Below are 24,364 nucleotides of genomic sequence, written 5' to 3' on the forward strand. Positions count from 1 at the left end.
TCGTGCTCGGCGTGAACCGGGGGGCGGGAGCCCTCGTAGTGGCGTCCGTCGACCGCCCGGCCCGCCGTACTGACGGGGCCGGACCCGGGGTGGTTCAACCGGGAGCCGACGAATGGAGCGACATTTCCGAGGAGGTGGTGCATGGGGCCCGCGACGATCGCCGACCCGGTAGCACGCAGGCCACCGGGGCCGTCGTCCCCCCGGACCGGTCCCGGGGTGGGCACGCCGCCCCGCCGGTCGCTGTCCGAGACGGGCCTGGGCTGGATCGCGGCGCACGGCGGTGCCGGTGCGACGACGCTCACCCGGCTCTTCGGCGGCACCGACCTGGGCTGTCGGTGGCCGGATGCGGCACGGGCGGAACCGGCCACGGTGATGCTTGTCGGCCGGACCGACGCCGAGGGGATGCGGGCGGTGTCCCGGGCCCTCAACGCCCTGCGGGAGGGGCGTCACCCGCCCGGGATGCGGCTGGTCGGGCTGGTGCTGCTGGCCGACGCCCCGGGCCGGTTGCCGCCGGCGCTGGCCCGCCGGATCCGGGTGCTGCGGTCGGTCGCGCCGGTGCACCGGGTGCCCTGGATACCGGCCTGGCGGCTGGGACAGCAGCCCGCGCGGCTGCCCAAGGCCCTGGAGCGGCTGCGGGCGGCGGCCGGGGACGGGAGGAAATCGTGACCCGCGCGTCCGAGATCGTCGCCCACCTGCTGGCGCTCGGTCCGGGGGCGGGGCCCTCCCCGTTGCCGACCTTCAGACCACCACCGCCGTACAACCCGGCGGGCGGGGCGGCGGACGACCTGCTGAACCTGCTCGCCTGGGGGGTCAGTGCGGCCGGTGTCGCCGGGCTGCTCATTCTCGGCATCTCGATGGCCATCCAACTCAACCGGGGCGTGCCCGGGGAGATGAGCGACCACTTCCGTGGGGCGGTGTTCGTCGCGATGGGCTGTGTGCTCGGCGCGACCGCCGGACCACTCGTCATGTTCTTCGGTGACCTCGGACTCTGAGCCGGATCGCCGCCGGCCGGACAGCGCACCCCGCACTGCCGGCCAGTTCCACCCCGTCACCGCCGGAGCGTCGCCGACGCCTCCGGTGATGTCCCCTGCCCGAAGGAGCTGTTCCGATGTCGTTCACGAGCCTGTCCCAGTACGCCGGGGCCTACCTGGTCGCCCGCTTCCCGGTGGCCCTCGACCCGACACCCGCCGGGGGTGGGGGGATCAACCCCACCCCCAACGCGCCGGGGCAGCTGAACACCCTGGTGAACAAGCTGCTGGGCCTGATCGCCTGGGCCGGCACCGCCGCCGGGGTGGCCGGGGTGCTGATCACCGGCACGATGATGGCGATCTCCGTGAAGCGCGGGGAGAGTTCCGAGCACATGTCCCGGCTCGGCCTGGTGCTCGGTGGTTGCATCCTGGTCGCCGTCGCGGGTCCGTTGGCGAACTTCTTCCTCGGCGGTGCCGGCACCACCGAGGGCCAGCCGCAGTGATCGGCGGGCGACGCCGGTCCCCGTCGGACGCGCCGTTCTGGGCCGAGCGCGGTTGGATCCTCTCCGTCGCGTTCCTCGCCGGAATGACGCTGCTGGCGGCGGGCGCCTGGGCGTCCGGCGCGACCCGGGAGACGCCTGTCGACCCGGTGGCCCGCACCGCTGTCGCGCAGGTGGCGCAGTGCCCACCCCGGCCGGTGGTGGCGGCGGGGCCGGCCGTGCCGCCGGAGGACGTGACGTGGCGGACCCTCGACGGTGGGGACCGGGTGCCGGTCTCCGCCACGCAGGGCCCGTCGCGCACCGCCGACGGGGTGCTGGGCTGCTTCGCGCACACCCCGATCGGTGCGGTGCTCGCGGCGCACGCAGTACCCACCCAGTTGGCCGGGTCGGCCTGGCGGGCGGTGGCAGAACGGCAGGTGTTGCCGGGGCCGGGCCGGGACGTGCTGGTGGCCCGACTGGAGGCCGCCGCCGGTGTGGTCACCAGTCGTGGCGGCGGCAGCTACGCCGGCTTCGCCCTCGTCCGGTACGCGGCCGACGCGGCCCAGGTGCAGTTGCTTGTCAAGACCGGTGCCGGCGGTTACGTGGCGACCCTGGTCGAGGTGCGCTGGGACGCCGGGGACTGGAAATTGGTGCCGTCCCGGGCCGGGGTGGTGCACGCCTCGATCGGCGCGGTCACCGGCAGCGCCGGCTACACCCTCTGGAGGAAGTAGATGGGCGGGTGTTCGCCTCCCAGTCCGCTCGACATCATCACCGGATTCTTCTCGTTCCTCGGTGACCCGATCGGCACCCTGGTCCGGATGATCGCCAACCTGATGCTGGCCGCCGCGATCTCGATCTTCGCCGAGCTGAGTGCCTCGGTGCCGACGCTGGGCACCACGGCCGAGGGCGGCCCGGACGACGTGCCCAGCCTGATCAGCGACCAGATCGAGTGGGTCGTCACCTATCTCGCGATCGGGTCGGTGCTCTTCGCCGGGGCCCGGATGGCGATGGAACGCAAGGGCACGGCCGGCCGGACGGCGTTGCAGGGCTTCCTGCGGGTGATCCTGGTCGCCGGGGCCGGTTCGTGGGTGGTGGGCCGGGCGGCCAGCCTCTCCGACGGCTTCTCCGACCATCTGCTCAAGTCCGCGGCGATGGAGGTGGTGATGGGGGTGCCGTGTGTGGACAACGGCTCCTCGATCGAGTCGTTCCTGCTGCTGGTGCTGGCCTTCCTGCTGCTGATCGCCGCCATCGTGCACGTGCTGATGCTCTATCTGCGGCTGGGCGTGATGACCATCATGCTCGGCACCCTGCCGCTGGCCGCCGCCGCGTCCATGACGAACTGGGGGGCCGGCTGGTGGCGCAAGCACATCGGCTGGACGGTGGCGTGGCTGCTCTACAAGCCCGCCGTCGGCCTGATCATGTTCTCCGGCGCGGAGATGCTCGCGGTCGGCAGCCGTACCCAGAACTCCTCGCACATCCGGATCGCCGGCATCGGCGTGCTGCTGTTGTCGGCGGTCGCTCTGCCGGCGCTGCTCAAGATCGTGGTGCCGGCCACGGCGGCGCTGGGCAACGGCGACCCGACCGGGACCGCCATCTCGGCTGCGGGCGGCATGGTCGCCTCCGGGGCGAAGCGGGTCGCCGGGTCCGCGCTGTCCCAGGGCGGCGGTGGTGGCGGCTCCCCGTCCGGAGCACGCGGAGCCCAGGGTCGCCGGGGCGACACCGGTGGGCAGGGCCCCGCGGGCAGCGAGGGGCGGACCGGCCGTACCGGTGGCACCGGTGGTGGCAGCGCGGCCGCCGCGAGTTCCGCGGCTCGACTCGCCGGCCCGGTCGGGGCGGCGATCGAGGGGGCGCAGCGGGCGGCCCGGACCGGCCGGAACATGGCGGCCGGCACGGTGTCGGGCGCGGACGGCGACGCCGGCCACAACTGACAGCGCGGGCCGCCGGCCGGCCGGGAGAGACCCCGGCCGGCGGCCCGGTGAGACGAGGGAGAGGCAATGTCGACGGAAGCCATCATCGAACCGACGTACGGCAACTGGCGTCGACCCCGCCGGGCCGGGCTCGGCCCGCTCGGCCTGGTCGGCACGGTCGGGGTGTTCGGCGGGCTGGTGCTGGTGCTGCTGGCCTCGCTGGCGTCGCTGCAGGCGGCGCTGGTGGTCGGCGTGCCGCTGGTGGTGGCCCTGCTGCCGATGGCCGTACGCACCCAGGACGGCCGCAACCTCTACCAGCTGCTGACGCTGCGGATCGGCTGGTCCCGCCGGGTGTCGCGGCGGGAGCACCTGTACGTCTCGGGGCCGCTGTCGGCCCGCCCGGGTGGCCGGTTCCCGCCGCCCGGCCTGCTCAGCGGGGTGCTCGCCCGGGAGGGCCGGGACGCCTACGACAGACCGTTCGGGGTGCTGCACCACAAGAGCCGCAACCTCTACACGATCGTGCTGCGCTGTGAGCCCGACGGTGGTTCGCTCGTCGACCCGGAGCAGGTCGACACCTGGGTGTCGCTGTGGGGTGAGTGGCTGTCCCGGCTCGCCCACGAACCGGGGCTGCGCGGGGCCTCGGTGGTGGTGGAGACGGCCCCGGACCCGGGCACCCGGCTCGCCGCCGAGGTGCTGCCCCGGTTGGACGCCGCCGCTCCCGCCGCGGCCCGTGCCGTGCTGGAGGAGGTGGTCGACGACTACCCGTCGGCGTCGTCGGAGATGAACTCGTACATCACCCTCACCTACGCCCCGGTGGGTGGGCCACGGCGCGATCCGGAGGACGTGGTCACCGACCTGGCCATCCGGGTGCCCAGCCTGCTGACCGGGTTGATCGGTGCGGGCGGGGGCGTCGCCGAGCCGCTGTCGGCCGAGCAGATCGCCGAGGTGGTCCGGGTGGCGTACGACCCGGCCTGCGCCGCCGAGGTGCTCAGCGTCCGGGCCGAGCACGGGGAGACCGGGCTGGAGTGGGCCGACTGCGGGCCGGTCGCCGCGGTCGAGTCGGTGGACGCCTACCAGCACGACTCGGGGGTCTCCCGGACCTGGCTGCTCACCCTGGCCCCCCGGGGCACGGTGCGCTCCAGTGTGCTGCGCACCATGCTCGACGCCTCCGCCGGGACCCGCCGCAAACGGGTGGCGCTGCTCTACCGGCCGATCGACCCGGCGACCTCGGCCCGGATCGTCGAGGCCGACCGCCGGACGGCGCAGTTCATGGCCACCTCCGGGCGGGGCATGGTGCAGGCGCGGGCGGCCGCCGAGGTACGCGCCGCCGAGCAGGCCGCCGCCGAGGAGGCCACCGGCGCCGGGCTGGTGGAGTTCTCGCTGATGCTCACCGTCACGGTCGACGACCGGTCCCAGCTCGACGACGCGTCGGTGCTGGTCCGCAACATGACCGGAGCCACCCGGATCGCGATGCGGCCGGCCCACCGGATGCAGGCGGCGGCGTTCAGCTGCACCCTGCCGACCGGGATCCTTCCGTGGGAGCAGACCGTGCTGCCACACGAACTCCAGGAGGCGATGTGAGCAGCGCACCGGTGGTCCGCGCGGACGGGCTCGGGGCGGGCTGGCCGACCGGGACCTCGGGGGCGCACACCGCGCTGACCGGGCTGGTCGGCGATCCGGACGACGGGGCTCCCACCCCACCGAAGAAAGCCCGCCCGCCGCGTCCCCGCCGTGAGCTGCCCCCCTCGGCCCGGGGCTGGGATGGGCCCGGCGGTGGCCGGGTCGGCTATCTCGACGCGCCGACCATGTGGCGCGCCACCACCGTGCAGGCGTGCGGGCTGTGGCCGTTCTCGGCCGGTTCGGGCGCGCCGATGTCCGGGGTGCCGCTCGGTCAGCACCTGTTCACCGGCGCCACGGTCTGCGGTGATCCGATCTCCTGGTTCACCCGGGCCCGGTACATCTCCAACCCGTCGCTGTTCATGCTGGGCATGCCCGGTCTGGGCAAGTCGACCCTGATCAACCGGATGGCGGTGGGCCTGGCCGCCACCGGTGTGGTGCCGTTGGTGCTGGGCGACCTCAAGCCGGACTACGCCGACACGGTCCGCGCCCTCGGTGGGCAGGTGATCCCGATCGGGCGCGGGGTCGGCGGGATCAACGTGCTGGACCCGGGGGCGATGGGCCTGGCTGCCGAACGCATCGGCGGCCGGGCCGGCCGGGCGCTGGCCGCAGAGACGCACGGCCGGGTGCTGAACATGGTGGCGGCGTTGCTGACCATCGTGCGGGGCCGGGCTCTGGACGACCACGAGCAGTCGGTGCTCTCTGCCTGCCTGCGGCACCTGCGGGAACGTACCCCGGAGCACCGGGCCCCGCTGCTGCCGGACCTGCTCCGGGTGCTGGAGGAGGGGCCCGACCGGGTCCGCGCGGTGACCCTGGACCGGGGCCAGGAGAGCCGCTACCGGGACGCGGTGGACCCGCTGCACCGCTCCCTGCTGGGCATCCTCGACGGTGCGTTGGGGGACACCTTCGGCGCGACCACCTCCACCCGGATCGACCCGGACGCCCCCGCCGTCTGCATCGACATCTCCCGGATCGGGGAGTCCGACACCCAGCTCACCGCGGCGGCGATGCTGGCCGCCTGGTCCGAGGGCCTGGGCACGGTCGCCGCCTCGCACGCCATGGCCGACGCCGGCCTGGCCCCGCGCCGCTGGTTCTTCACCATCCTCGACGAGCTGTGGCGGCCGCTGCGGGCGGCCTCCGGCATCGTCGACCGGATCGACGCGCTGACCCGGCTCAACCGGTCGCTCGGCCTCGGCGACGCCAAGATCACCCATACCCTGAAGGACGCCGAGGCGTTGGGTTCCGACGCCGACCGGGCCAAGGCGCGCGGTTTCGTGGAGCGGGCCGGGATCGTGGCCTGCGCCGGTCTGCCGGCGGCGGAGATGACCGACCTGGGCCGGGTGATCGGCCTGTCCAAACGCGAGATCGAGCTGGTCTCCTCCTGGTCGTCGCCGCCGGGCTGGGCGAGCACCGGCAGCAACGAGGAGCCACCCGGGCGGGGCCGGTTCCTGATCAAGGTGGGTGGCCGGCCCGGCATCCCGATCCGGGTCTCCATCACCGACACCGAACGCCGGCTGCACGACACCAACCAGCGCTGGGTGCAGAACGGGTACGCAGCCCAGCAGGCCGCCGAGCGGGCGGCGGCCCGGCAGGCGGCCTTCGAGGCCGAGGCGGAGCTGGGAAACCTGGCCACCCGGCCGGAGCTGGCCCACCTCGCCGACGAAGCCGTTGCGGGCGAGCGGGGGTGGCGGGCATGAGCCGGACGTCGTCGGGCGCCCCCCGGGGGGCGGACCTGTTCTTCTGGGCGTTCTGCCTGGTGGTCCTCGCCAACGCGGCGCTGTTCACGGTCGCCTGGCTGGGCGGCACCCTGGGCGCCGGGGTGACCGGGCACGGTTGGCAGCCGCCGCCGTTCACGCTCGGGGCCTACCTCACGCTGATCTCCGGGAACACCGGCACGCTCTGGCCCGGCGCGTCGCCGTACGCGGTCTACGCCGGGATGCTGGCGGTGTCGCTGCTGGTCGTCGTGCCGGCGGTGCTCGTCGGGCGTCGGCTGCTCGACCTGCGCGGGCGGGGCGTCGGGCTGGCCCGGGTGCGTGACCTGGCCCCGCTGACCCCCGTCGGGATCGCCGCCCGCGCCCGGGAGCTGCGTCCCTCGCTGGCCGGGGTACGGCAGCTCGCCCCGGACGAGACCGGCAACCTGCTCGGCGACCTCGCGCCGAACGGTCCCGAGCTGCGCTCCTCCTTCGAGGACGTGGAGTTGGACCTGATGGCCCCCCGGGCCGGCAAGTCCACCGGGATCGCCGTGCCCCGGGTGCTGCGGGCCCGGGGAGCGGTGCTGCTCACCTCCAACAAGTCCGACGTGTACGCGGTGACCCGGGCCGAACGGGACCGCGTCGGTACGGTGTGGACCTTCGACCCGCAGGGCATCGCCCACGTTCCCCGCCAGATGTGGTGGGACATCCTCGCCGACTGCGCGACCATCGAGGGGGCCCGCCGGTTGGCCGGGCACTTCGTGGCGTCGGTCAACGACGACACCGCCAAGAAGGACTTCTGGATCTCGGCGGCGCAGAACACCCTGACCGCGCTCTTCCTGGCCGCCGCCCGGGGGCGGGCACCCGTCGCCGAACTGCTCGGCTGGCTGGCCGACCCGGCCGACCGTACCCCGATCGACCTGCTGCGCGATGCCGGTCTGCCGGCGATGGCCGAGCAGTTGCAGGGCACCGTACGCGGGGCGGTGGAGACCCGCGACGGCATCTACGAGACGGCCCGGCAGTGCGTGGCGTGCCTGCTGGACCCGGAGATCCTGGCCTGGGTTTCCCCGGACCCGTACCTGCCGCAGTTCCGCCCGGACCGGCACGTGCTCGGTCGGGACACCCTCTACCTGCTCTCCAAGGACGGTGGTGGCTCCGCCGCCGGGGTGATCGCCGGGCTCGCCGACGCGACCCTGCGGGCGGGAGTGGTCGCCGCCGAGCGGATGGGCGGCCGGCTCGACCCGCCGATGACGGCGGTGCTGGACGAGGCGGCGAACGTGTGCCGGATCTCCGACCTGCCCGACCTCTACTCCCACCTCGGGTCCCGGGGGATCAACGTGGTCACCCTGTTGCAGAGCTACCGGCAGGGGTCCCGGGTCTGGGGCGAGGCCGGGATGGACGCGCTGTGGGGCGCGGCCACCATCAAGCTGCTCGGCGCGGGGCTGGACGACGCCGACTTCGTGGAGAAGGTCTCCAAGCTGGTCGGTCAGCACGACGTGAGCACGGTCAGCGTCTCCCGCAGCCGGGACGGCTCGTCCCGGTCCACCTCGTACCGGCAGGAGCACGTGCTGCCGCCGGACCGGATCCGGGCCCTGCCGAAGGGAACGGCGTTGCTGCTCGCCACCGGCATCCGCCCGGCCGTGATCACGCTGCGGCCCTGGTACAAGGAGCCGGACGCGGGTCGAATCTCCGCCCAGGCCCGGCAGGAGGTCGCGGCGATCACCGAGCGGGCCGCCGGCAAGGCCACCACGACGCCGTGGTAGGCCGGCCCGGCGAGAAAGTCGGAGCACCGGCTGAACCGGCCGCCGGGACCGGTCGTAAAGGGCGTGTCAACCGTTGGCCGAGCATCGAGGAGCCCAGGTGTCTTCACCCCATCAGCCGCCGCCGGGCGGGACCGGAGATCCCACCGGCAATGGCTACAACTACCCGGTCCAGCAGCCCTACACCCCGAGCAACTACAGCCAGAACAGCTACGAGAGCGGCTACACCCCGAGCAACTACAGTCAGGACGCACCGAGCACCACGTCCCTGCCGGCGGGCTACGGCCAGTACAGCGCGGCCGACTACCAGGCCGAGGTGGTCCAGCAGTACGGTACGTCGAACTCGTCCGGGCGCAGCAGCCCCGGCCCGGGTGACTCGATCAGCGTCGAGTGGAACGACCAGGAGACCAGCCAGCACTCCCTGGACGGCCAGAACCGGGTGATGACCTGGGCGCAGCAGGCCGGCCGGTGGGTCTACGAGAACGACGAGAAGATCGTCAACTTCGTGTCGTTGGTGGCCTCGCCCGGGGTGCAGGGCGCCGCCGGGCTCGGGGGCAGCGCGGTCGCGAACAGCGTCGGGCTGGCCCTGGCCGCCGGGCCGGGCGCGTACGTGGTGGGCAAGGAAGTGGTCAACTCGCTGCGCAACGGTCGGCAGGGGGACCTGGTACGGGCCGCGTACGGCGCGGTGGCTGCGGCGGGTGCGATCACCTGGGGTGTCGGCTACGCACCGGGCCAGAGCACGACGGCCGGCAACGCGGGGGCCGTCGTGCACGGCGTGGGCTCCGGGTTCATGGTCACCCGGGCTCCCCGGGAACAGCCGAGACGATCGCGACGGGACCCGGAGTCCGGAGGACGCGCCAACCGGGACGTCGCCGCCTCGGCCAGCTCACACCGCCGATCCGACGGGCAGTCCCGCCACCACAGCTCCCGCACCTCCGGCCACGACGCAGGTTCCGCCCGCGAGCCGGCGGTCAGGCGCGGCGCGTACGACCGGAACGCCGAGGGGCCTCGGAGAGGCGGGGGCGGGGGTGGGAACGGCTAGGGGCGCACCCTGCCGTAACCCGTTCGGCAGCGGGGTGCCGCCGCGTCGCGTCCGTGGACGCGGCGGCACCCCGTACCCCTGCGGCGGGTTGCCGGGTCACCCGGCGGGCCGCAACGCCGCCCGCCGGGACGGGCTGGTCGGTCAGACCCGCCCGTGGGGCAGGGTGAACCGCCAGCGCCGCGCCCGTAGCGCCGGCACGGCCCGGTCGACCGCGGTGACTGTCTGGCGGCGGTCCCCGCCGCCGTCGTGCATCAGCACCACCGCGCCGGGGGTGACCCCGTCGAGCAGCCGACGGACGAGTTCGTCGGTGCCCGGCGGCTCCCAGTCCCCGACGGCCAGCCGCCAGCCGAGCGGCTGCATGCCCAGCGCGGCGGCCACGGCGGGACTCGCCCCCCAGGCCCCGTAGGGCGCGCGGAAGTACCGGATTCTGGCTTCCGGCACGGCCCGCCGGATGGCCTCGTTGGTCTCCCGCAGATCCGCCTCGATCCGATCGGGTGACCAGGAGGTCATGTCGTCGTGCCGCATGCCGTGGTTGCCCAGGCGGTGACCGTCGGCCACGATCCGTCGTACCACCTCGGGGTGCGCGTCGACGTGCTCGCCCCACAGGAAGAACACGGCGGCGATCCGGTGCCGGCGCAGGACGGTGAGCAGCCGCAGCGTGTCGGTGGGGTTCGGGCCGTCGTCGAAGGTGAGGCTGACCGTCCGCCCGCCGCCCCGGGCCGTGTCGACGATGTCGGCGCTCACCGCCGGCCTACCGGCGCGGCTTCGGCGTCGCCCGGGCCCGCACGTACGGCGGTCCGGCGTAGATCAGGTCGGCCTTCATCAGCTGGTACGCCCGCTTGGGCTGGTAGTTCTCGTCGTAGATGGTGGCCAGGCCCTGCGGCGGGTCGTCGAAGGTGCCGGGCACCCAGGAGTGCCGGTCGGTGAAGCCCCAGACGGTGAACGACAGGCAGCGCGGCTCGGCCAGGCAGGCCTGCAACAGCACGTGGAAGTTCGCGGCGGACGCCTGGAGCCGCGGGTTGATCTCCTCGGAGTCGCCGGCCTGCACCCCGTCGGTCAACCGGCTGCGCACGTCGACCTCGGTGAACGCGGTGGACAGCCCCAACCCGGCGAACCGGTGCAGCGCGTCGGCGACCTGGAGGGTGTCGTAGTTGCCGTACTGGGTGCCCAGGTGACCCTGGCTGCCGACCCCGTCGATCGGTACGCCCCGGGCCAGCAGGCCCTTGACCATGTCGAACACGAACTGGGTCTTGTCGTTGGCCGGGTCGCCCGAGCCGAACGCCTCGATGTTGTAGTCGTTGTAGAACAGCAGGGCGGTCGGGTCGGCGGCGCGGGCCCAGCGGAACGCGTCCGCCACGTAACCCGGGCCGAGGTGCTCGGCCCAGAAGCCCTTGTAGTGCAGGGTGGACGGGGTGTCCCAGGGGTCGCTGACGGCCTCGTTGACCACGTCCCACTGCCAGATCTTGCCCCGGTAGCGGCTGGCCACCGTGGTGATGTGCCGGCGCAGGATCGACCGCAGCTCGGTGTTGTCGATGGACCCGTCGGCCACCCCGTCGGTCAGCCACTTCGGCAGTTGGCTGTGCCAGACCAGCACGTGGCCCCGGACCTTCTGGCCGTTGCGTCGGGCGGTGGCGACGAGTTCGTCGGCCGCCGTCCAGTCGTAGGTGCCCCGGGTGGGTTCCAGGGACTCCCACTTCATCACGTTCTCCGCGGTGACCGTGGAGAACTCGTCGCGCACGATCTCCCGGTAGCGGGGTTCGGCGGGGTCGGCGAGGGCGGCCATGTCGACAGCGGTGCCGACGTACAGGCCGTGGCGCTGGCCCAGGGTGCGCAGGCTCTGCGCGGTCGGGTCGTACGGCCGCTGCGCTGTGGCCGGCACGGCGTTCAACACGCCGGCGGTCGCGACGGCGACCAAGCCGGCAGCCATCCACCGTCTGAACATCATCCGCGTTCCTTTCCTCAAGGCACGTCGACAGTCGACGGCGGTGAGCTGGGGGAGGGGCGCGGCCTGCCACCGCAGCGCGGGTGAGCGGCCGCACCGGACACAATCGATAGTTGAACATCGATTTCCGGAAGTCGACTGGAACATTACGAGCGCGGGCTCGTCGGGTCAACCATCGATACTTCCGGAACTGCTGGTCAGCCCCGTCGACCGGTCATCGCAACAGTTTCGACAGCCAGGTCGCGCACGACCACGACCGGCCCCTCCCGGAGCCGGTCGTGGTCGTGGTGGGTGCGGCCGGTCAGTGCTCCCGGTAGGTGGCCAGGTCGAAGTCGGCGTGGCCGCCGTCGCCGCCGAGATCCTGGACCCAGAGGCCGAGGAACGCCCCGGTGAACCCCCAGGCCGCAGGCTCGCCGTCGATGATCAGGGCGGCGTGCTCGTCGGACAGGATTGTCGCGTCCAGGTCGATCGGGAGCTGCTGCCAGCCCGCGTCCAGGTCGTAGCCGAAGCGGACCACCGGGCCGTCGAACTCCGCCCGCAGGCCGACCCGGGTGAGGCCGCCGGTGTCGACGGTCAGCTCGGGGTGGGCGGTGCGCCGGCCGTTGTCGGAGCTGAGCAGCTCCAGCACGGTCCGGCCGTCGTCCGCCCGGGTCAGGTAGAGGTGGTGCCAGTTGAGGGTGTTGTAGTAGGCGGTGATCCCGGCCAGCTGACGGTGGTCGACCGGGTCGAACTCGACCACCGTCTCCAGCGCGCACCGGGTCGCGCCCACCCGCCGGGCGACCAGGCTGGGGGCCTGCCGTCCCACCGGGGACTGCCCACCGTGCACCCGCAGGTGGGACGGGCGGGACCGCAGGTCGATCCAGTCCGGGGTGGCCGGTCGGCGCAGCGTCGACCAGGCCGGGCCGAGCTCGGCGGCGTCGAAGTCGTCGGTGGCGGGTTCCGCCGGCCAGGGATGCGCCGGCAGGTCGGGCGCGGTGATCTCGTCCGACGGCACCCCGCCGGGGATCCGGGGCCAACCACCGGCGGGCCACTCGACCTGCTGGAGCGCCGTCTCCCGGCCCAGCACACAGCTGCCCAGCGGGGAGTAGGGGCGGCCGACCAGGTGGGCCAGGTACCACCCGCCGTCGGGGGTACGCACCAGGCTGCCGTGGCCGGCCTTCTGCAACCGCAGATCGGGCCGGCCGACGGAGGTGAGCAGCGGGCCGTCCGGGTCCACCTCGTACGGCCCGAGCAGGTCCCGGGACCGGGCCACGGTGACCTGGTGCTCCCAGCTGGTGCCGCCCTCCGCGGTGATCAGCCAGTACCACCCGTCGTGGCGGTAGAGGTGCGGACCCTCGGTGACCCCGACCGGGGTGCCGGTGAACAGGATCCGGGGCCGGCCGACGAGGCGGCGCGTGGCCCGGTCGTACTGCTGGATCTCGATGCCGCCGAAGCGGTCCCGGCCGGGCCGCCAGTCGGCGCTCATGGCCAGCAGCCAGGTGGTGCCGTCGTCGTCGTGGAACAGTGCGGCGTCGAAGCCGCGCCCGTGCAGCTTCACCGGGTCCGACCAGGGGCCGGTGATGTCGGGCGCGGTGATCAGGAAGTTCTGCGGGTCCCAGTAGCCGCTGGCGAAGCTGGCCACGTCGCTGTAGACGAGGTGGAACTCGCCGTCGTGGTAGGTCAGGTCCGGGGCCCACACCCCGTTGGAGTCGCCGCAGCCGCGCAGGTCGAGCAGGCGACGGTCGGTGATGATCCCGCCCAGCTGTCGCCAGTGCACGAGGTCGCGCGAGTGGTGCAGGCGCACCCCCGGGTACCACTCGAAGGTCGAGGTGGCCAGGTAGTAGTCGTCGCCGACCCGCAGGATCGACGGATCCGGGTGGAACCCGGCGAGCACGGGATTGCGGATCGACCGGGCAGCGGTCGCCACTTCAGCGGTGTCGGTCGACACGGGCACTCCTCGGGGCAGCTCTCGAAACTTTCGGAATCATGGCCATGGTCGGTGAGGCCCTGCACACGCTAGCCGTTTTCACCGCGATAGGACAGAGGTCTTGACCCGCGCGGAAACAACTCGTAGCGTGCCCGCCATCGATCGGTAATACCGGCGACGCTCTGAAAGTTCCGGAGATACACGTTTCGAAATCGCCGGCTCGACCGGCACCCGAGCACCTCGTGAGTCCCCCGAAGGGATTGATCATGACCGCGCACCTCTCCCGCAGATCGCTGCTCGGCCTCGTCGGCGCCGGTGCCGGCGCGTACCTGCTCAGCGGTTGCAGCGACGACGCCTCCGACGACCCGGACGCCCCGCAGACCATCAACTGGTGGCACATCCAGAACACCGAGCCGATGCTGCCGGTCTGGGCGGCGGTCGCCCAGGAGTACCAGGGCGCGCACAGCAACGTGAAGATCGAGATCCAGCCGCTGGAGAACGAGGCGTTCAAGGCCAAGTTGACCACCGCCACCCAGGCCGGCTCCCCGCCGGACCTGTTCCAGTCCTGGGGCGGTGGGGTGCTCAAGCAGCAGGTGGATGCGGGTCTGGTCAAGGACCTCACCGAGACGGTGGCCCCGTGGAAGGACAGCCTGCTGCCGCTCTCCCTGGAGCCCTACACGGTCGACGGCAAGATCTACGGGGTGCCGTTCGACATCGGCATGGTCGGCTTCTGGTACAACAAGGACCTCTTCGCCCAGGCCCAGATCACCGCGCCGCCGGCCACCTGGGCCGAGCTGCTCGACGTGGTCCGCAAGCTCAAGACCGCCGGGATCACCCCGGTGGCGCTGGCCGGCAAGGACAAGTGGCCGGCCCACTTCTACTGGGCCTACCTGTCCATGCGCATCGGCGGGCTCGGCGCACTTCAGCAGGCCGCCAAGGACAAGAACTTCGAGACCCCCGACTTCGTGGCCGCCGGTGAGCGGCTCAAGGAGCTGGTCGATCTCCAGCCGTTCCAGAAGGGCTTCCTGGGCGCGGAGTACGGCTCGCCGGACGGTCAGGCCGCGACGATGGGCAACGGCAAGGCCGCGCTGGAGCTGATGGGACAGTGGGCCCCGTCGGTGCAGGCGTCCAGCTCCACCAACAAGAAGGGGCTCGGCGACAAGCTCGGCTTCTTCCCGTTCCCGGCCGTCGACGGCGGCAAGGGCTCGGCGACCGAGGTGTTCGGTGGCGGCAACGGCTTCGCCGTCGGCAAGGACGCTCCGCCGGCCACCCTCGACTTCCTCAAGACCCTGCTCAGCGTCGACGTCCAGCGCCGGAGCACGAAGACCGGCGCGGTGCTGCCGACGGTCAAGGAAGCCACCGACGCCGTCGCCGACCCGAACAACAAGGTCGTCGCCCAGACCCTGGCCGCCGCCACCGGCTTCCAGCTCTACCTCGACCAGGCGTACCCGCCGGCCGTCGGCCAGCAGGTCAACGACAGCGTCGCCGCGCTGGTCGCCGGCAGCAAGTCACCCGCCCAGATCCTCAAGGACATCACCCAGGTGGCGAAGACCCAGTAGTGACGTCCCACCCCACCGATCACCAGCCGCCGGCGAGAACTGAGTGGAGCAGGCATGACCACGCCATCGACCGTGTCCGATGCGGTACCCGGCGGTCGAGTGACCGACCCGTCGGGGCCGGGGCCGGGCGGCGTACGCCGTACCGGCCGCCGGCCCCGGCCGGGCCGCCGTCGCGCCCTGGCCGTCTTCCTGACCCCGTCCCTGCTGCTGTTCCTGCTGCTGGTGCTGGCACCCATCGTGGTGGCCAGCTACGCCAGCCTCTACAAGTGGAACGGCTTCGGCCTGCCCGAGAACTTCATCGGGCTGGACAACTACACCCGGGCCTTCGCCGACCCGGTGTTCCGGGGCGACCTGTGGCACGGGCTCATCCTGATCGTGCTCTCCCTGGCGGTCCAGCTGCCGGTCGCGATGGGCCTGGCCATGCTGCTCAACCAGCCGCTGCGGGGACGCGCGATCTACCGGGTGATCTTCTTCGCCCCGTACGTGCTCTCCGAGGTCACCACCGCGGTCCTGTTCAACCTGGTGTTCTCCCCGAACCGGGGATTCGGTGACGCGATCTCCCGGTTCCTGGGGGCCGACGCCGGTGCCGTCTTCGCCGACCCGGACACCGTCCTGTACGCCGTCTTCCTGGTGGTCTCCTGGAAGTACTTCGGCCTCTACATGATCCTCTTCCTGGCCGCCCGGCAGAACATCCCCAAGGAGCTGAACGAGGCGGCGGTCACCGACGGTGCCAGCGCCTGGCAGGCGTTCCGCCTGGTCACCCTGCCGCTGCTCGGGCCGACCATCCGGATCAGCGTGTTCCTCTCCGTGATCGGCACCATCCAGCTGTTCGACATGGTCTGGGTGCTCACCGGCGGTGGCCCGATCCACGCCTCGGAGACCATGGCCGTGACGATGTTCCAGTACGGCTTCCGCCGCTTCGAGGTGGGCTACGCCAGCGCGATCAGCATCATCATGTTCCTGCTGAGCCTCGTCTTCGCCCTCATCTACCAGCGCGTCGTCCTGCGCCGGGACACCGAGGGCGCTCTCACCGTCCAAGGAGACCAGCGATGACCAGCCCGGCGAACCCGGCCCAGCGGGCCCGCCGCCTCCTGCTGCACCTCGTCTGCATCGCCGTCGGCGCGCTCATCGTCGTGCCTGTCTGGTTCGGGGTGATCGGCGGGTTCAAGGACAACGGGCAACTCTCCACCAACCCGCTCGGGCTGCCCGACCCGTGGGTGCCGAGCAACTACGTCGACATCTTCACCTCCGGGGTGTTCTGGCGGAACGTGGGCAACAGCGTCTTCATCGCCGTGGCCAGCACGTTCGTCGTCGTCGCGGCGGCGGCGATGGCCGCGTACGTCTTCGCGCGGTTCGCCTTCCGGGGGCGGGAGTTCCTGGTCACCCTCTTCGCGATCGGGCTGATGTTCCCCTTCGCGGTGGCGATCCTGCCGCTGTTCATCCTGCTGCGCGGGATGGGGCTGCTGGACAACCCGCTCGGGGTGATCCTGCCCCAGGCCGCGTTCGGACTGCCGATCACCATCATCATCCTGCGCCAGTTCTTCCGGACCATCCCCGGCGAGGTCGAGGAGGCGGCGACCCTCGACGGCTGCGGCCCGTTCGGGTTCTTCTGGCGGGTGCTGCTGCCGATGGCCCGGCCCGCCCTGGCCACCGTCTCGGTGCTGGCCCTGGTGAGCAGCTGGAACAACTTCATGCTCCCGCTCGTGGTGTTCACCGACCAGAGCTGGTGGACGCTTCCCCTCGGGGTCCAGGCGTTCCAGGGTCAGTACTCCGACGACACCGCCCGGGTGCTCGCCTACGTGGTGCTGTCGATGATCCCGGCGCTGGGCTTCTACGCCATCGCCGAACGTCAGCTCATCGGTGGGCTGTCCGGCAGCGTCAAGGGGTGACCCCGACCTGCTGCGATAGCCTTCTGCGACCGTAGTTCCCACAGACGAAAGGGCGACCGTGGGCTCCGAGAACGGCAGGAACGTCACCATCGCGATGATCGCGCGGTTGGCGGGCGTCTCCGTGCCCACGGTCTCCCGGGTGATCAACGGGCGCTCCGACGTCGCCCCGCAGACCCGGGAACGGGTGGAGGAACTGCTCACCCGACACGGCTACCGCCCCCGCTCGGCCGCCCGGCGTACCCAGTCCGCCCTGGTCGACCTGGTCTTCAACGACCTGGACAGCCCGTGGGCCGTGGAGATCATCCGCGGTGTGGAGGACGTCGCCCAGGCCAGCGGGGCCGGCACCGTCGTCTCGGCCATCCACCGGCGTACCTCGTCGGCCAAGCAGTGGCTCGACAACATGCGTACCCGGTCCACCGAGGGGGTCATCTTCGTGACCTCGATGGTGGAGCCGCCGTTACAGGCCGAGCTGCGCCGGCTGCGGCTGCCGGTGGTCATCGTCGACCCCGCCGGGGTCGCCCCCCAGGAGGCCCCGACGATCGGTGCCACCAACTGGGCGGGCAGCCTGCGCGCCACCCAGTACCTGCTCGGCCTCGGGCACGGCCGGATCGGTTTCATCGCCGGCCCGCCCCAGCTGATGTGCAGCCGGGCCCGGATGGACGGCTACCGGGCCGCGCTCGACGCCGCCGGCCTCGCCGTCGACGACCGCCTGGTCCGGCCGGGCAACTTCTACCACGAGTCCGGCTACACCGCCGGCATGCACCTGCTGGGCCTGCCCGAACCGCCCACCGCCATCTTCGCCTCCAGCGACCAGATGGCGCTCGGGGTCTACGAGGCGGTCCGCAAGCGTGGCCTGCGGGTGCCCGACGACGTCAGCGTGGTCGGCTTCGACGACCTGCCGGAGGTCAGGTGGTGCTCGCCGCCGCTGACCACGATCCGTCAACCGCTTGCCGAGATGGGCATGCTTGCGGCCCGTACCGTGCTGCGGCTCGCCCGGGGCGAGACGATCGAGTCTCCGCGCGTCGAACTCGCCACCGACCTGGTCGTCCGGGACAGCGCCGCCGCACCGCGTAGCCGCTGACCCGACCCGGGTCGGCGGTCGGCCGATCGTCGCCGGAAGCGGTGGGTAGTGGCCGATCGGACGGCCCGGATGGGCCCGATCGGACAGCATTGCATCGACAGTCATCGAATGCCAGACTGTTCTGGCGTCGTCACGCTCGGGAGCCAGCGTGACCACTCGTGCGCCGATCCGTCGGACACGCGAGGTGGCCGCGCCACCCCGCGCCGGGCAGTCCGCGACGGTGACCACCGGTCGGTCGTCCTCGCCCGTCGACCGTGCCGTCCGGTCGTCCGACATCCACCCGGCCATGACAGCCGATGATCGCGCAGCACCTCACCCGCCCACCGCACGGTGGGCGACAGTCCCGGATCCGGCACCCAGGCCCGTCCCGGCCGTCGGTGCCCCCGCAACCCTCGGAGGTACGGATGTTCCGCACGTTCGGCGTGGTGCTGGCGACCACGACCATGACCCTGGCCGGACTGGCCGCGACGATCACCGGCGTCCAGGCGCAGCCGGCCCTGTCGGCCGCCGCCACCCCCACCCCCGGCCCCACCCTGACCTGCCCGCCGGCGCTGCCGGTCTCCGGTCAGTTCCTGTCCGCCACCACCACGAGCATCACCATCAGGTACTCGATGATCCTCAGCCCGCCGTGCGGCTACGACCCGCCGATCACCGTCATCCTCTTCGCGAGCCGGGAGGATGCCACGGCGTGGCGGAACCCGGTGGCCTCGGCGGTGTCCGGCGCGGAACGGTACGGGGACCTGACCGTTGGGGGACTGACCCCGGACAGTGAGTACTGGTTCCGGTTCAGCGCCGGGGACAAGCACGACCCGTACGTGATCAGCGGGCCGGTACGGACCCTCGCCGTCTCGTCGGCGGCGTGTCAGGCGACGGTCACCATCGACAACCGTTGGACCGGCGGATACGCCGCCACCGTCACCGTGCGTAACACGGCCCAGCAGCCGCTCAACGGCTGGCAGGTCACCTGGCGGTGGTCCGGTGACGAACGCATCTCGGCACTCTGGAACGGCGTGGCCAGCACCTCCGGTGCCGACGTCACAGTGCGCAACGCCTCCTACAACGGGACGCTGACGCCGGGTGGCAGCACGACGTTCGGCATGCTCGTCTGGACCAACGCGGCGACCGGCGGGCTGACGCTGACCTGCGGCCGGTGACCGTCGGCTCCGACCGGCAGGTGGCGGACGTGCCGGTCGGAGCCGAACAGGCCGCAACGGGGTCCGCACCGGAGTGCTGCCCTCCACCGGGTGGCGGCGCTCCGGTCGGCGGCCCGGGCGGCGCTGACCGTGCCGACCCCCGGTGATCCAGAAGGACCGGTCGACGCGGTGCGGCTACCGCGCGTCATGCGGGGAGCGACTCCGTGATCCGCGCGTACTCGGCGGCCATCTCCGGCGTGGCCAGGAAGTCGTCGAGCGCGGCCGAGACCCGGTAGTCGACCTCCTCGAGGGAGCGGATGGCGAGTTCGTACAGCTCGCCCCGCCGCTGCTCCTCCAGGTAGGTGGTCCAGTGTTCCAGCGCCGAGAGCACGATCAACAGTCCGGGGTCCATGTCGCCCTCGGCGAGGATGCCCTCGTCGATGCGGTCCAGGTGGGCGCGCAGTTCGGTCGCGTCGGCCGTGGCGATGTGCTCCCGGGCGGTGGTCAGCGCCGCCCAGGCATCCTCGTCGAGGTCGTCCTCACCGGCCTCGTCGATCAGGTCGGCCCGGACCAGGCGGGTGATGGTCGACAACCCGAAGGTGTGCAGGTCGTCCTCGCCGGCCGCGTCGACCAACTCGCGGATGGCCGCTTCGCACTCGTGGTATCGCACCGCGCCAGGGTAGTGCCCGGCCCCGACGACCACCACGTCCGTCGCAGTGGGCACGTGCCACCCGGCGGGCCGCCGACGGTGGCCGGTGCCGGCCGGGACGGAGCGCCCCGGCCGGCACCGGTGACGACTACGGCCGCCAGCGGATGCTCGGGTTCACCTGGCCGGTCCAGTTGAAGATGGCCATGTTGTCCCACTGGTTGCCGGTGCCGTTGATGTTCGCCGGATCCCAGCCGTTGCCGGGCACCGCGTACCAGGTCGGCTCCCAGTAGAAGACCCCGATCGCCCCGGCGTTGCGGGCGGTGTCCTGCACCCAGGAGAACTCGGTGGCCTGGCCGGCCCAGCTCGCCTGGTGGCCCGCACAGGGCTCGCCGCCGTTGATCGCGTTCGCCTCGTTGTCGGCGTTCGCGGCGGTGAACGGGTACGCCGTCTCGGTGAGCACGACGGGCTTGCCGTACCGGGAGCGGACGTCGGTGATGACGTTGTAGAGGTTGGCCAGCGTGCCGTGCCACATGCAGTAGTAGGACAGCGCGGTGAGGTCCCACTGCACGCCCTTGGCGCGGATGCCGTCGTAGAACCAGCGGGCGTGGTCCATGCTGTCCGAGTTGGCGGTGTGGATGATCACCTGGGTCCCGCCGTTGCACTGCTTGGTGGCCTGGTAGCCGGCCTTGAGCAGCAGGCTGAGGTTGGTGAAGTCGTTGTTGACGACCTTGCCGTCGTTCCAGAGCATGCCGACGTTGATCTCGTTGCCGATCTGCACGCTGTCCGGCGTGGTGCCCTGGGCGCGCAGGCTGGTGCAGACGTCGTAGGTGTAGTTGTAGACGTCGGTCTGGAGTTGACCGATGCCGTGGTTGGCCCAGGCCGCCGGCTTGTACTGCTTGCCAGGGTCGGCCCAGGTGTCGGAGTAGTGGAAGTCGATCATCAGCTTGAGGCCCTTGGCCTTGACCGTCCTGGCGTACGCCAGCACCTTCGCCTTGTTGTTCCAGCCGCTGGCCGGGTTGTTCCAGACCCGCAGCCGGACGTAGTTGACGCCGAGGCCCTTGAGGATGTCGAGCGGGTCGCGGGCGGTGCCGGCGGCGTCGTAGTACCGCGCGCCGAGGTCCAGGCTGCGTTGCACGGAGGAGACGTCCGCGCCGAGCATGGTCAACGTGTTCGCGGCCGAGGCGGGTGCCGGCGGGCCGAGCAGGGCGGCGGGCAGGGCGACCGCCGCGAGGAACGCGACGGCCCAGGCTCGCAGGCGGGAGCGGTACGGAGTCATCCGGACCTCCTCGGTGGTGGGGTGGTGGGGATGCGGGTGCGGCGTCACCGACGGCGACACCAATCGACGGTCATGACTATAGCGGGGTGCGGTGGTGCTACGGACCACGCGAAGCGGGCCATCCGGGAAACCCGGATGGCCCGCTCACGCCGCGTAGGTCAGAGGTTCAGGCTCCAACTGTTGAGGTAACCGGTGTCGAGACTCGCCGTGTCCTGGACCCGCAGCCGCCAGGTCCCGTTCGCGGTCTCGGAGGAGAGGTTCACGGTGTACGTCTGGTCGATGTTGTCGGCGCTGCCACCGGAGCGGTTCTGTAGCGTGTACACGCTGCCGTCCGGGGCGACCAGGCTGACCACCAGGTCACCGATGTAGGTGTGCACGATGTGCACCTCGATCTTGCTCGCGGTCGACGGGGTCGCCGCGCAGCCGCTGATCACGATCGCGCTCTCCACAGTCGAGTTGTCGGCGATCGGGACGTCGGTCCCGTTCGTGCCGTTGCAGCCCGGCAACCCGTTCACCGTCAGGTTCAGGGTGGCCGTCCGGGCGATCGAGGGCGAGGTGCCCACCACCGTGATCGCCACCGTGCCGCTGCCGGCAGTGGCGGCGGCGCTGACAGTGACCGTGGTCGAGCCACCCGCGGTGACCGACGACGGCGCGAACGACACGGTCACCCCGGCCGGCAGCGGGCCGGTCGAGAAGGTGACCGTCTCGGCGGTGCCCCGGACGACTGTGGTGGAGACCGTGGCGGTGCCCGAGGTGCCCGGGTCGAGGGTCAGCGTCGCCGGGGTGACCGCGACGGAGAAGTCGTTGGCGGCGCACGACTCGGTGCCGGTCACGTTCACCGCGGTCCAGGCGGCCATCACCGCCTTGTACTCGGTGCTGCACAGGCCGTACAGGTCGGTGGCGGCCGACAGGGTGTGCAGCCGCGCGGTGTTGGTCGGCTGGGCGGTGTTCACGTAGCGGGTGTTCGAGACGAAGTACGCGTCCAACGCGCGGAACCAGATCTTCTCCGCCTTCTCCCGGCCGATCCCGGTCACCGGCGGGGCCGAGCCGCACAGCGGCGAGGTGCCGTACGGGGTGGCCCCGGAGCCCTCGGCCAGGTTGAAGAAGAAGTGGTTGGCCACCCCGGAGGAGTAGTGCACGTCGAGGCTGTTGGTGCTGCTCGACCAGCAGCCGTGCGACGAGCCGTCCAGCGTCGGGTTGTACATGTAGCGCAGCGGGGTGCCGTTGCCGTTGATGTTGATCTTTTCGCCGACCTGGTAGTCACCCGGGTCGACCGGGGTGTTCGCGTAGAACTCCACCATGTTGCCGAAGATGTCGCTGGTGGCCTCGTTCAGCCCGCCGGACTCGCCCGAGTAGGTCAGGCCACCGGGGACCACGTTCTCGGTGACGCCGTGGGACATCTCGTGACCGGCGACGTCGAGCGCGACAAGCGGCTTGGCGTTCCCCGCGCCGTCGCCGTAGGTCATCTGCGCGCCGTCCCAGAAGGCGTTGACGTAGGCGTTGCCGTAGTGCACCCGGCTCGGCACGCCGGTGCCGTTGCCGAAGATGCCGTTGCGGCCGTGCACCTCGGTGAAGTAGTCGAAGGTCGTGGCCGCGCCGAAGTGCGCGTCGACCGCGGCGGACTGCCGGTTGGACGCCGCCCCGGTGCCCCACACGTTGTCGGCGTCGGTGAAGGTCGTGCAGGTCGAGGTGCCGTTGTTCATGTCGCAGGTCCGACCGTTGCCCCGGGTCGGGTCGATCAGGCTGTAGGTCGAGCCGGACTGGGTGGTGTCGATCGCGACCGGGCCGGCGTAGACGCTGTTGCCGGTGCCGACGACGGACTCGATCTCGTCGTACGAGCCGATCCGGGTGCCGGTGAGCGCGTCGCTGATCACGTGCAGCTTGGAGGGGGTCTGCCCGTCCGGGGCCCAACCGGTGACGACGGTCTCCCAGGCGAGTCGGCCGGTGCCGCTGCTGGCGTCGACGAACAGCTCCGCCGCCCCGGTGCCGGTGACCTTGCCGGAGAACTCGGCGATCGCGGCCTTGCGGGCCTTCGCGGCGCTGACCTTCGGGGTGGTGGCGAGGGTCAGCGGGGCGGCCAGGCCGACCGAGCTGCCGGCGTAGTCACCGTCGGCCTCGGTGCGGATGACGAAGTCACCGCCGTAGACGCGGAGCCCGTCGTAGGTGCGGGTGTAGCGGACCGCGCCGCCCCCCTTGGCGTCCCGCCTGCTGCTGTGCACGGCGTAGCGGTCCTTCGCCGAGGACCTGACGGCTCCCGCGTGATCCTTGAGGGCGGTGTCGGCGGCGGCGACCAGCGCCGGCCCGGGGGTGGACGGTGGGGCTGCGGACACGCTCGTGGTGGTGACCACGAGACCGCTGCCGACCAGCATGGTGACGCCGGCCAGCGCTAGGGCTGATCTCAAACTGACCTCCCCAATCCGAGATGCTTTCGCATCCATCGATAGCGAGATCATCGTCGGCGGTGAGGAGTCTGGGAAGACAACTGTCGATGGATATTCATACCGACTTGCCCATCCCAGGAATGCTATGACCGATGAGTTGTGCCCGGGGTGTTCCGTCCCCGTTAAGGACGGAACACCCCGGCAACAATCCGGGTCGTGGTCAGCGCAGGCCGGCGAACAGGTCGTCCTCGGGCAGCGCCGCCCCGGTGGTGTCGCGGACCCGGACGAAGGTCTCCAGGCCCATCAGCTCGACGAACCGGTCCCGGCCCAGGCGCAGGAAGAAGATGTTCTCGGTCTGGCTGGCATGGGCGGCCAGCGCGTCGAACTTCTGCGCGCCGTGACTGCTGGTGTCCACCCAGGTGGTGATCTCGTCGTCGGGCAGGCCGAGCTGCGGCCCCGGCTCGTCCGCCGCGTCCGGCTCGGCCCACTCGACGCCGATCTCCTTCATCGCCCGGCCGAACTCCGCGAACGCCTTACGCGGCACGGTGGTCCAGTAGACCTTCGCCGGGATGTCGGTCATCGCGACGGCGGCCATGGTGATCCGGTGGGCCTGGATGTGGTCCGGGTGGCCGTAGAACCCGTTCTCGTCGTAGGTGACCACGACGTCCGGCCGGTAGCGGCGGATCAGCTCCGCCAACCGGTCGGCCGCCTCCACCACCGGCGTGGTCCAGAACGCGCCGGGCAGGTCGTTGTTCGGCCAGCCCATCATCCCGGAGTCGGCGTAACCGAGGGTCTCCAGGTGGGTGACCTTCAACGCCGCACAGCTGGCCTCCAGCTCCTCCTGCCGCATCGCCACCACGGCGGCCGGATCGTGCCCCGGATCGCCCGGCTTGACCCCGCCGGGACCGTCGCCGCACCGACCGTCTGTGCAGGTCACCAGCACGGTGGTGATGCCCTCCGCCGCATACCGGGCCAGCACGCCACCGGTGCTCGTCGCCTCGTCGTCGGGGTGCGCGTGCACCGCCATCAGGGTCAGGCCTCGCTCAGTCATGCCCTCACCCTAGGCGTCGCACCCGGCAGCGCC

At 71.8% G+C, this 24,364-nt stretch carries 21 protein-coding genes; 14 read left to right on the forward strand and 7 right to left on the reverse strand.

What is annotated here, in order from left to right; translation table 11 throughout:
* Positions 1-141: 141 nt before the first annotated feature.
* From OHQ87_RS08015 to OHQ87_RS08055, 9 genes are all read left to right on the forward strand, one after another.
* Positions 142-666: a hypothetical protein gene (locus OHQ87_RS08015; RefSeq protein ID WP_328346446.1), complete on the forward strand. Its 525-nt coding sequence runs from the start codon at positions 142-144 to the stop codon at positions 664-666.
* Complete coding sequence (locus tag OHQ87_RS08020; RefSeq protein WP_328346448.1) at positions 663-992, forward strand: hypothetical protein; 330 nt, start codon at positions 663-665, stop codon at positions 990-992. The genes OHQ87_RS08015 and OHQ87_RS08020 overlap by 4 nt, the downstream gene beginning before the upstream one ends.
* A 116-nt stretch (positions 993-1,108) precedes the next feature.
* Positions 1,109-1,471, forward strand: a complete 363-nt coding sequence (locus OHQ87_RS08025; RefSeq protein WP_328346450.1) for a hypothetical protein — start codon at positions 1,109-1,111, stop codon at positions 1,469-1,471.
* Positions 1,468-2,178 (forward strand): hypothetical protein, encoded by a 711-nt coding sequence (locus OHQ87_RS08030; protein ID WP_328346452.1) that lies wholly within the window; start codon positions 1,468-1,470, stop codon positions 2,176-2,178. The genes OHQ87_RS08025 and OHQ87_RS08030 overlap by 4 nt, the downstream gene beginning before the upstream one ends.
* A complete protein-coding gene (locus tag OHQ87_RS08035) occupies positions 2,179-3,375 on the forward strand; it encodes a hypothetical protein (RefSeq protein WP_328346454.1) in 1,197 nt (398 codons plus the stop codon).
* Positions 3,376-3,441: 66 nt separating this feature from the next.
* Positions 3,442-4,935 (forward strand): SCO6880 family protein, encoded by a 1,494-nt coding sequence (locus OHQ87_RS08040; protein ID WP_328346456.1) that lies wholly within the window; start codon positions 3,442-3,444, stop codon positions 4,933-4,935.
* Positions 4,932-6,668 carry an ATP/GTP-binding protein gene (locus OHQ87_RS08045; protein ID WP_328346458.1) on the forward strand — a complete coding sequence of 579 codons (1,737 nt, stop codon included), beginning with the start codon at positions 4,932-4,934 and terminating at the stop codon, positions 6,666-6,668. The genes OHQ87_RS08040 and OHQ87_RS08045 overlap by 4 nt, the downstream gene beginning before the upstream one ends.
* Complete coding sequence (locus tag OHQ87_RS08050) at positions 6,665-8,425, forward strand: type IV secretory system conjugative DNA transfer family protein (protein ID WP_328346459.1); 1,761 nt, start codon at positions 6,665-6,667, stop codon at positions 8,423-8,425. Before OHQ87_RS08045 ends, OHQ87_RS08050 begins: the two co-directional genes overlap by 4 nt.
* 97 nt (positions 8,426-8,522) lie before the next feature.
* A complete protein-coding gene (locus OHQ87_RS08055) occupies positions 8,523-9,464 on the forward strand; it encodes a hypothetical protein (RefSeq protein ID WP_328346461.1) in 942 nt (313 codons plus the stop codon).
* A 141-nt stretch (positions 9,465-9,605) separates the two neighbouring features.
* On the opposite strand, the gene OHQ87_RS08060 is transcribed toward OHQ87_RS08055, so the two are convergent.
* The 3 genes from OHQ87_RS08060 to OHQ87_RS08070 form a co-directional block, all read right to left on the reverse strand.
* Positions 9,606-10,208: a polysaccharide deacetylase family protein gene (locus OHQ87_RS08060; protein WP_328346463.1), complete on the reverse strand. Its 603-nt coding sequence runs from the start codon at positions 10,206-10,208 to the stop codon at positions 9,606-9,608.
* A 7-nt stretch (positions 10,209-10,215) separates the two neighbouring features.
* The gene (locus OHQ87_RS08065) at positions 10,216-11,409 is read right to left on the reverse strand and encodes an endo-1,4-beta-xylanase (RefSeq protein WP_328346465.1); all 1,194 of its coding nucleotides are present in this window, start codon (positions 11,407-11,409) and stop codon (positions 10,216-10,218) included.
* A gap of 298 nt (positions 11,410-11,707) precedes the next feature.
* Positions 11,708-13,333 (reverse strand): glycoside hydrolase family 43 protein, encoded by a 1,626-nt coding sequence (locus OHQ87_RS08070; RefSeq protein ID WP_328346467.1) that lies wholly within the window; start codon positions 13,331-13,333, stop codon positions 11,708-11,710.
* 245 nt (positions 13,334-13,578) lie between these two features.
* Here OHQ87_RS08070 and OHQ87_RS08075 point away from each other — a divergent pair, with 245 nt between their 5' ends.
* The 5 genes from OHQ87_RS08075 to OHQ87_RS08095 all read left to right on the forward strand — a co-directional run bounded on the left by OHQ87_RS08075 (position 13,579) and on the right by OHQ87_RS08095 (position 18,995).
* On the forward strand, positions 13,579-14,871 hold the full coding sequence (locus tag OHQ87_RS08075; protein ID WP_328346469.1) for an extracellular solute-binding protein: 1,293 nt from the start codon (positions 13,579-13,581) through the stop codon (positions 14,869-14,871).
* 54 nt (positions 14,872-14,925) lie between these two features.
* Positions 14,926-15,924 carry a carbohydrate ABC transporter permease gene (locus OHQ87_RS08080; RefSeq protein ID WP_328346471.1) on the forward strand — a complete coding sequence of 333 codons (999 nt, stop codon included), beginning with the start codon at positions 14,926-14,928 and terminating at the stop codon, positions 15,922-15,924.
* The gene (locus OHQ87_RS08085) at positions 15,921-16,760 is read left to right on the forward strand and encodes a carbohydrate ABC transporter permease (protein WP_328346473.1); all 840 of its coding nucleotides are present in this window, start codon (positions 15,921-15,923) and stop codon (positions 16,758-16,760) included. Before OHQ87_RS08080 ends, OHQ87_RS08085 begins: the two co-directional genes overlap by 4 nt.
* A gap of 94 nt (positions 16,761-16,854) precedes the next feature.
* Positions 16,855-17,841: a LacI family DNA-binding transcriptional regulator gene (locus OHQ87_RS08090; protein ID WP_442930806.1), complete on the forward strand. Its 987-nt coding sequence runs from the start codon at positions 16,855-16,857 to the stop codon at positions 17,839-17,841.
* Positions 17,842-18,245: 404 nt separating this feature from the next.
* A complete protein-coding gene (locus tag OHQ87_RS08095; protein ID WP_328346476.1) occupies positions 18,246-18,995 on the forward strand; it encodes a cellulose binding domain-containing protein in 750 nt (249 codons plus the stop codon).
* A 184-nt stretch (positions 18,996-19,179) separates the two neighbouring features.
* Here the strand turns inward: OHQ87_RS08095 and OHQ87_RS08100 are convergent, their stop codons facing one another.
* The 4 genes from OHQ87_RS08100 to OHQ87_RS08115 form a co-directional block, all read right to left on the reverse strand.
* Positions 19,180-19,644, reverse strand: coding sequence for a hypothetical protein (locus tag OHQ87_RS08100; protein WP_328346478.1), 465 nt, complete (start codon positions 19,642-19,644; stop codon positions 19,180-19,182).
* A gap of 127 nt (positions 19,645-19,771) precedes the next feature.
* The gene (locus OHQ87_RS08105; RefSeq protein ID WP_328346480.1) at positions 19,772-20,899 is read right to left on the reverse strand and encodes a glycoside hydrolase family 53 protein; all 1,128 of its coding nucleotides are present in this window, start codon (positions 20,897-20,899) and stop codon (positions 19,772-19,774) included.
* A gap of 158 nt (positions 20,900-21,057) precedes the next feature.
* Positions 21,058-23,301, reverse strand: a complete 2,244-nt coding sequence (locus OHQ87_RS08110) for a M4 family metallopeptidase (protein ID WP_328346481.1) — start codon at positions 23,299-23,301, stop codon at positions 21,058-21,060.
* Between the two features lie 199 nt (positions 23,302-23,500).
* A complete protein-coding gene (locus OHQ87_RS08115) occupies positions 23,501-24,331 on the reverse strand; it encodes a PIG-L family deacetylase (RefSeq protein WP_328346482.1) in 831 nt (276 codons plus the stop codon).
* Positions 24,332-24,364: the final 33 nt, after the last annotated feature.

The sequence above is a fragment of the Micromonospora sp. NBC_00421 genome (assembly GCF_036017915.1).
Taxonomy (GTDB): Bacteria; Actinomycetota; Actinomycetes; order Mycobacteriales; family Micromonosporaceae; genus Micromonospora.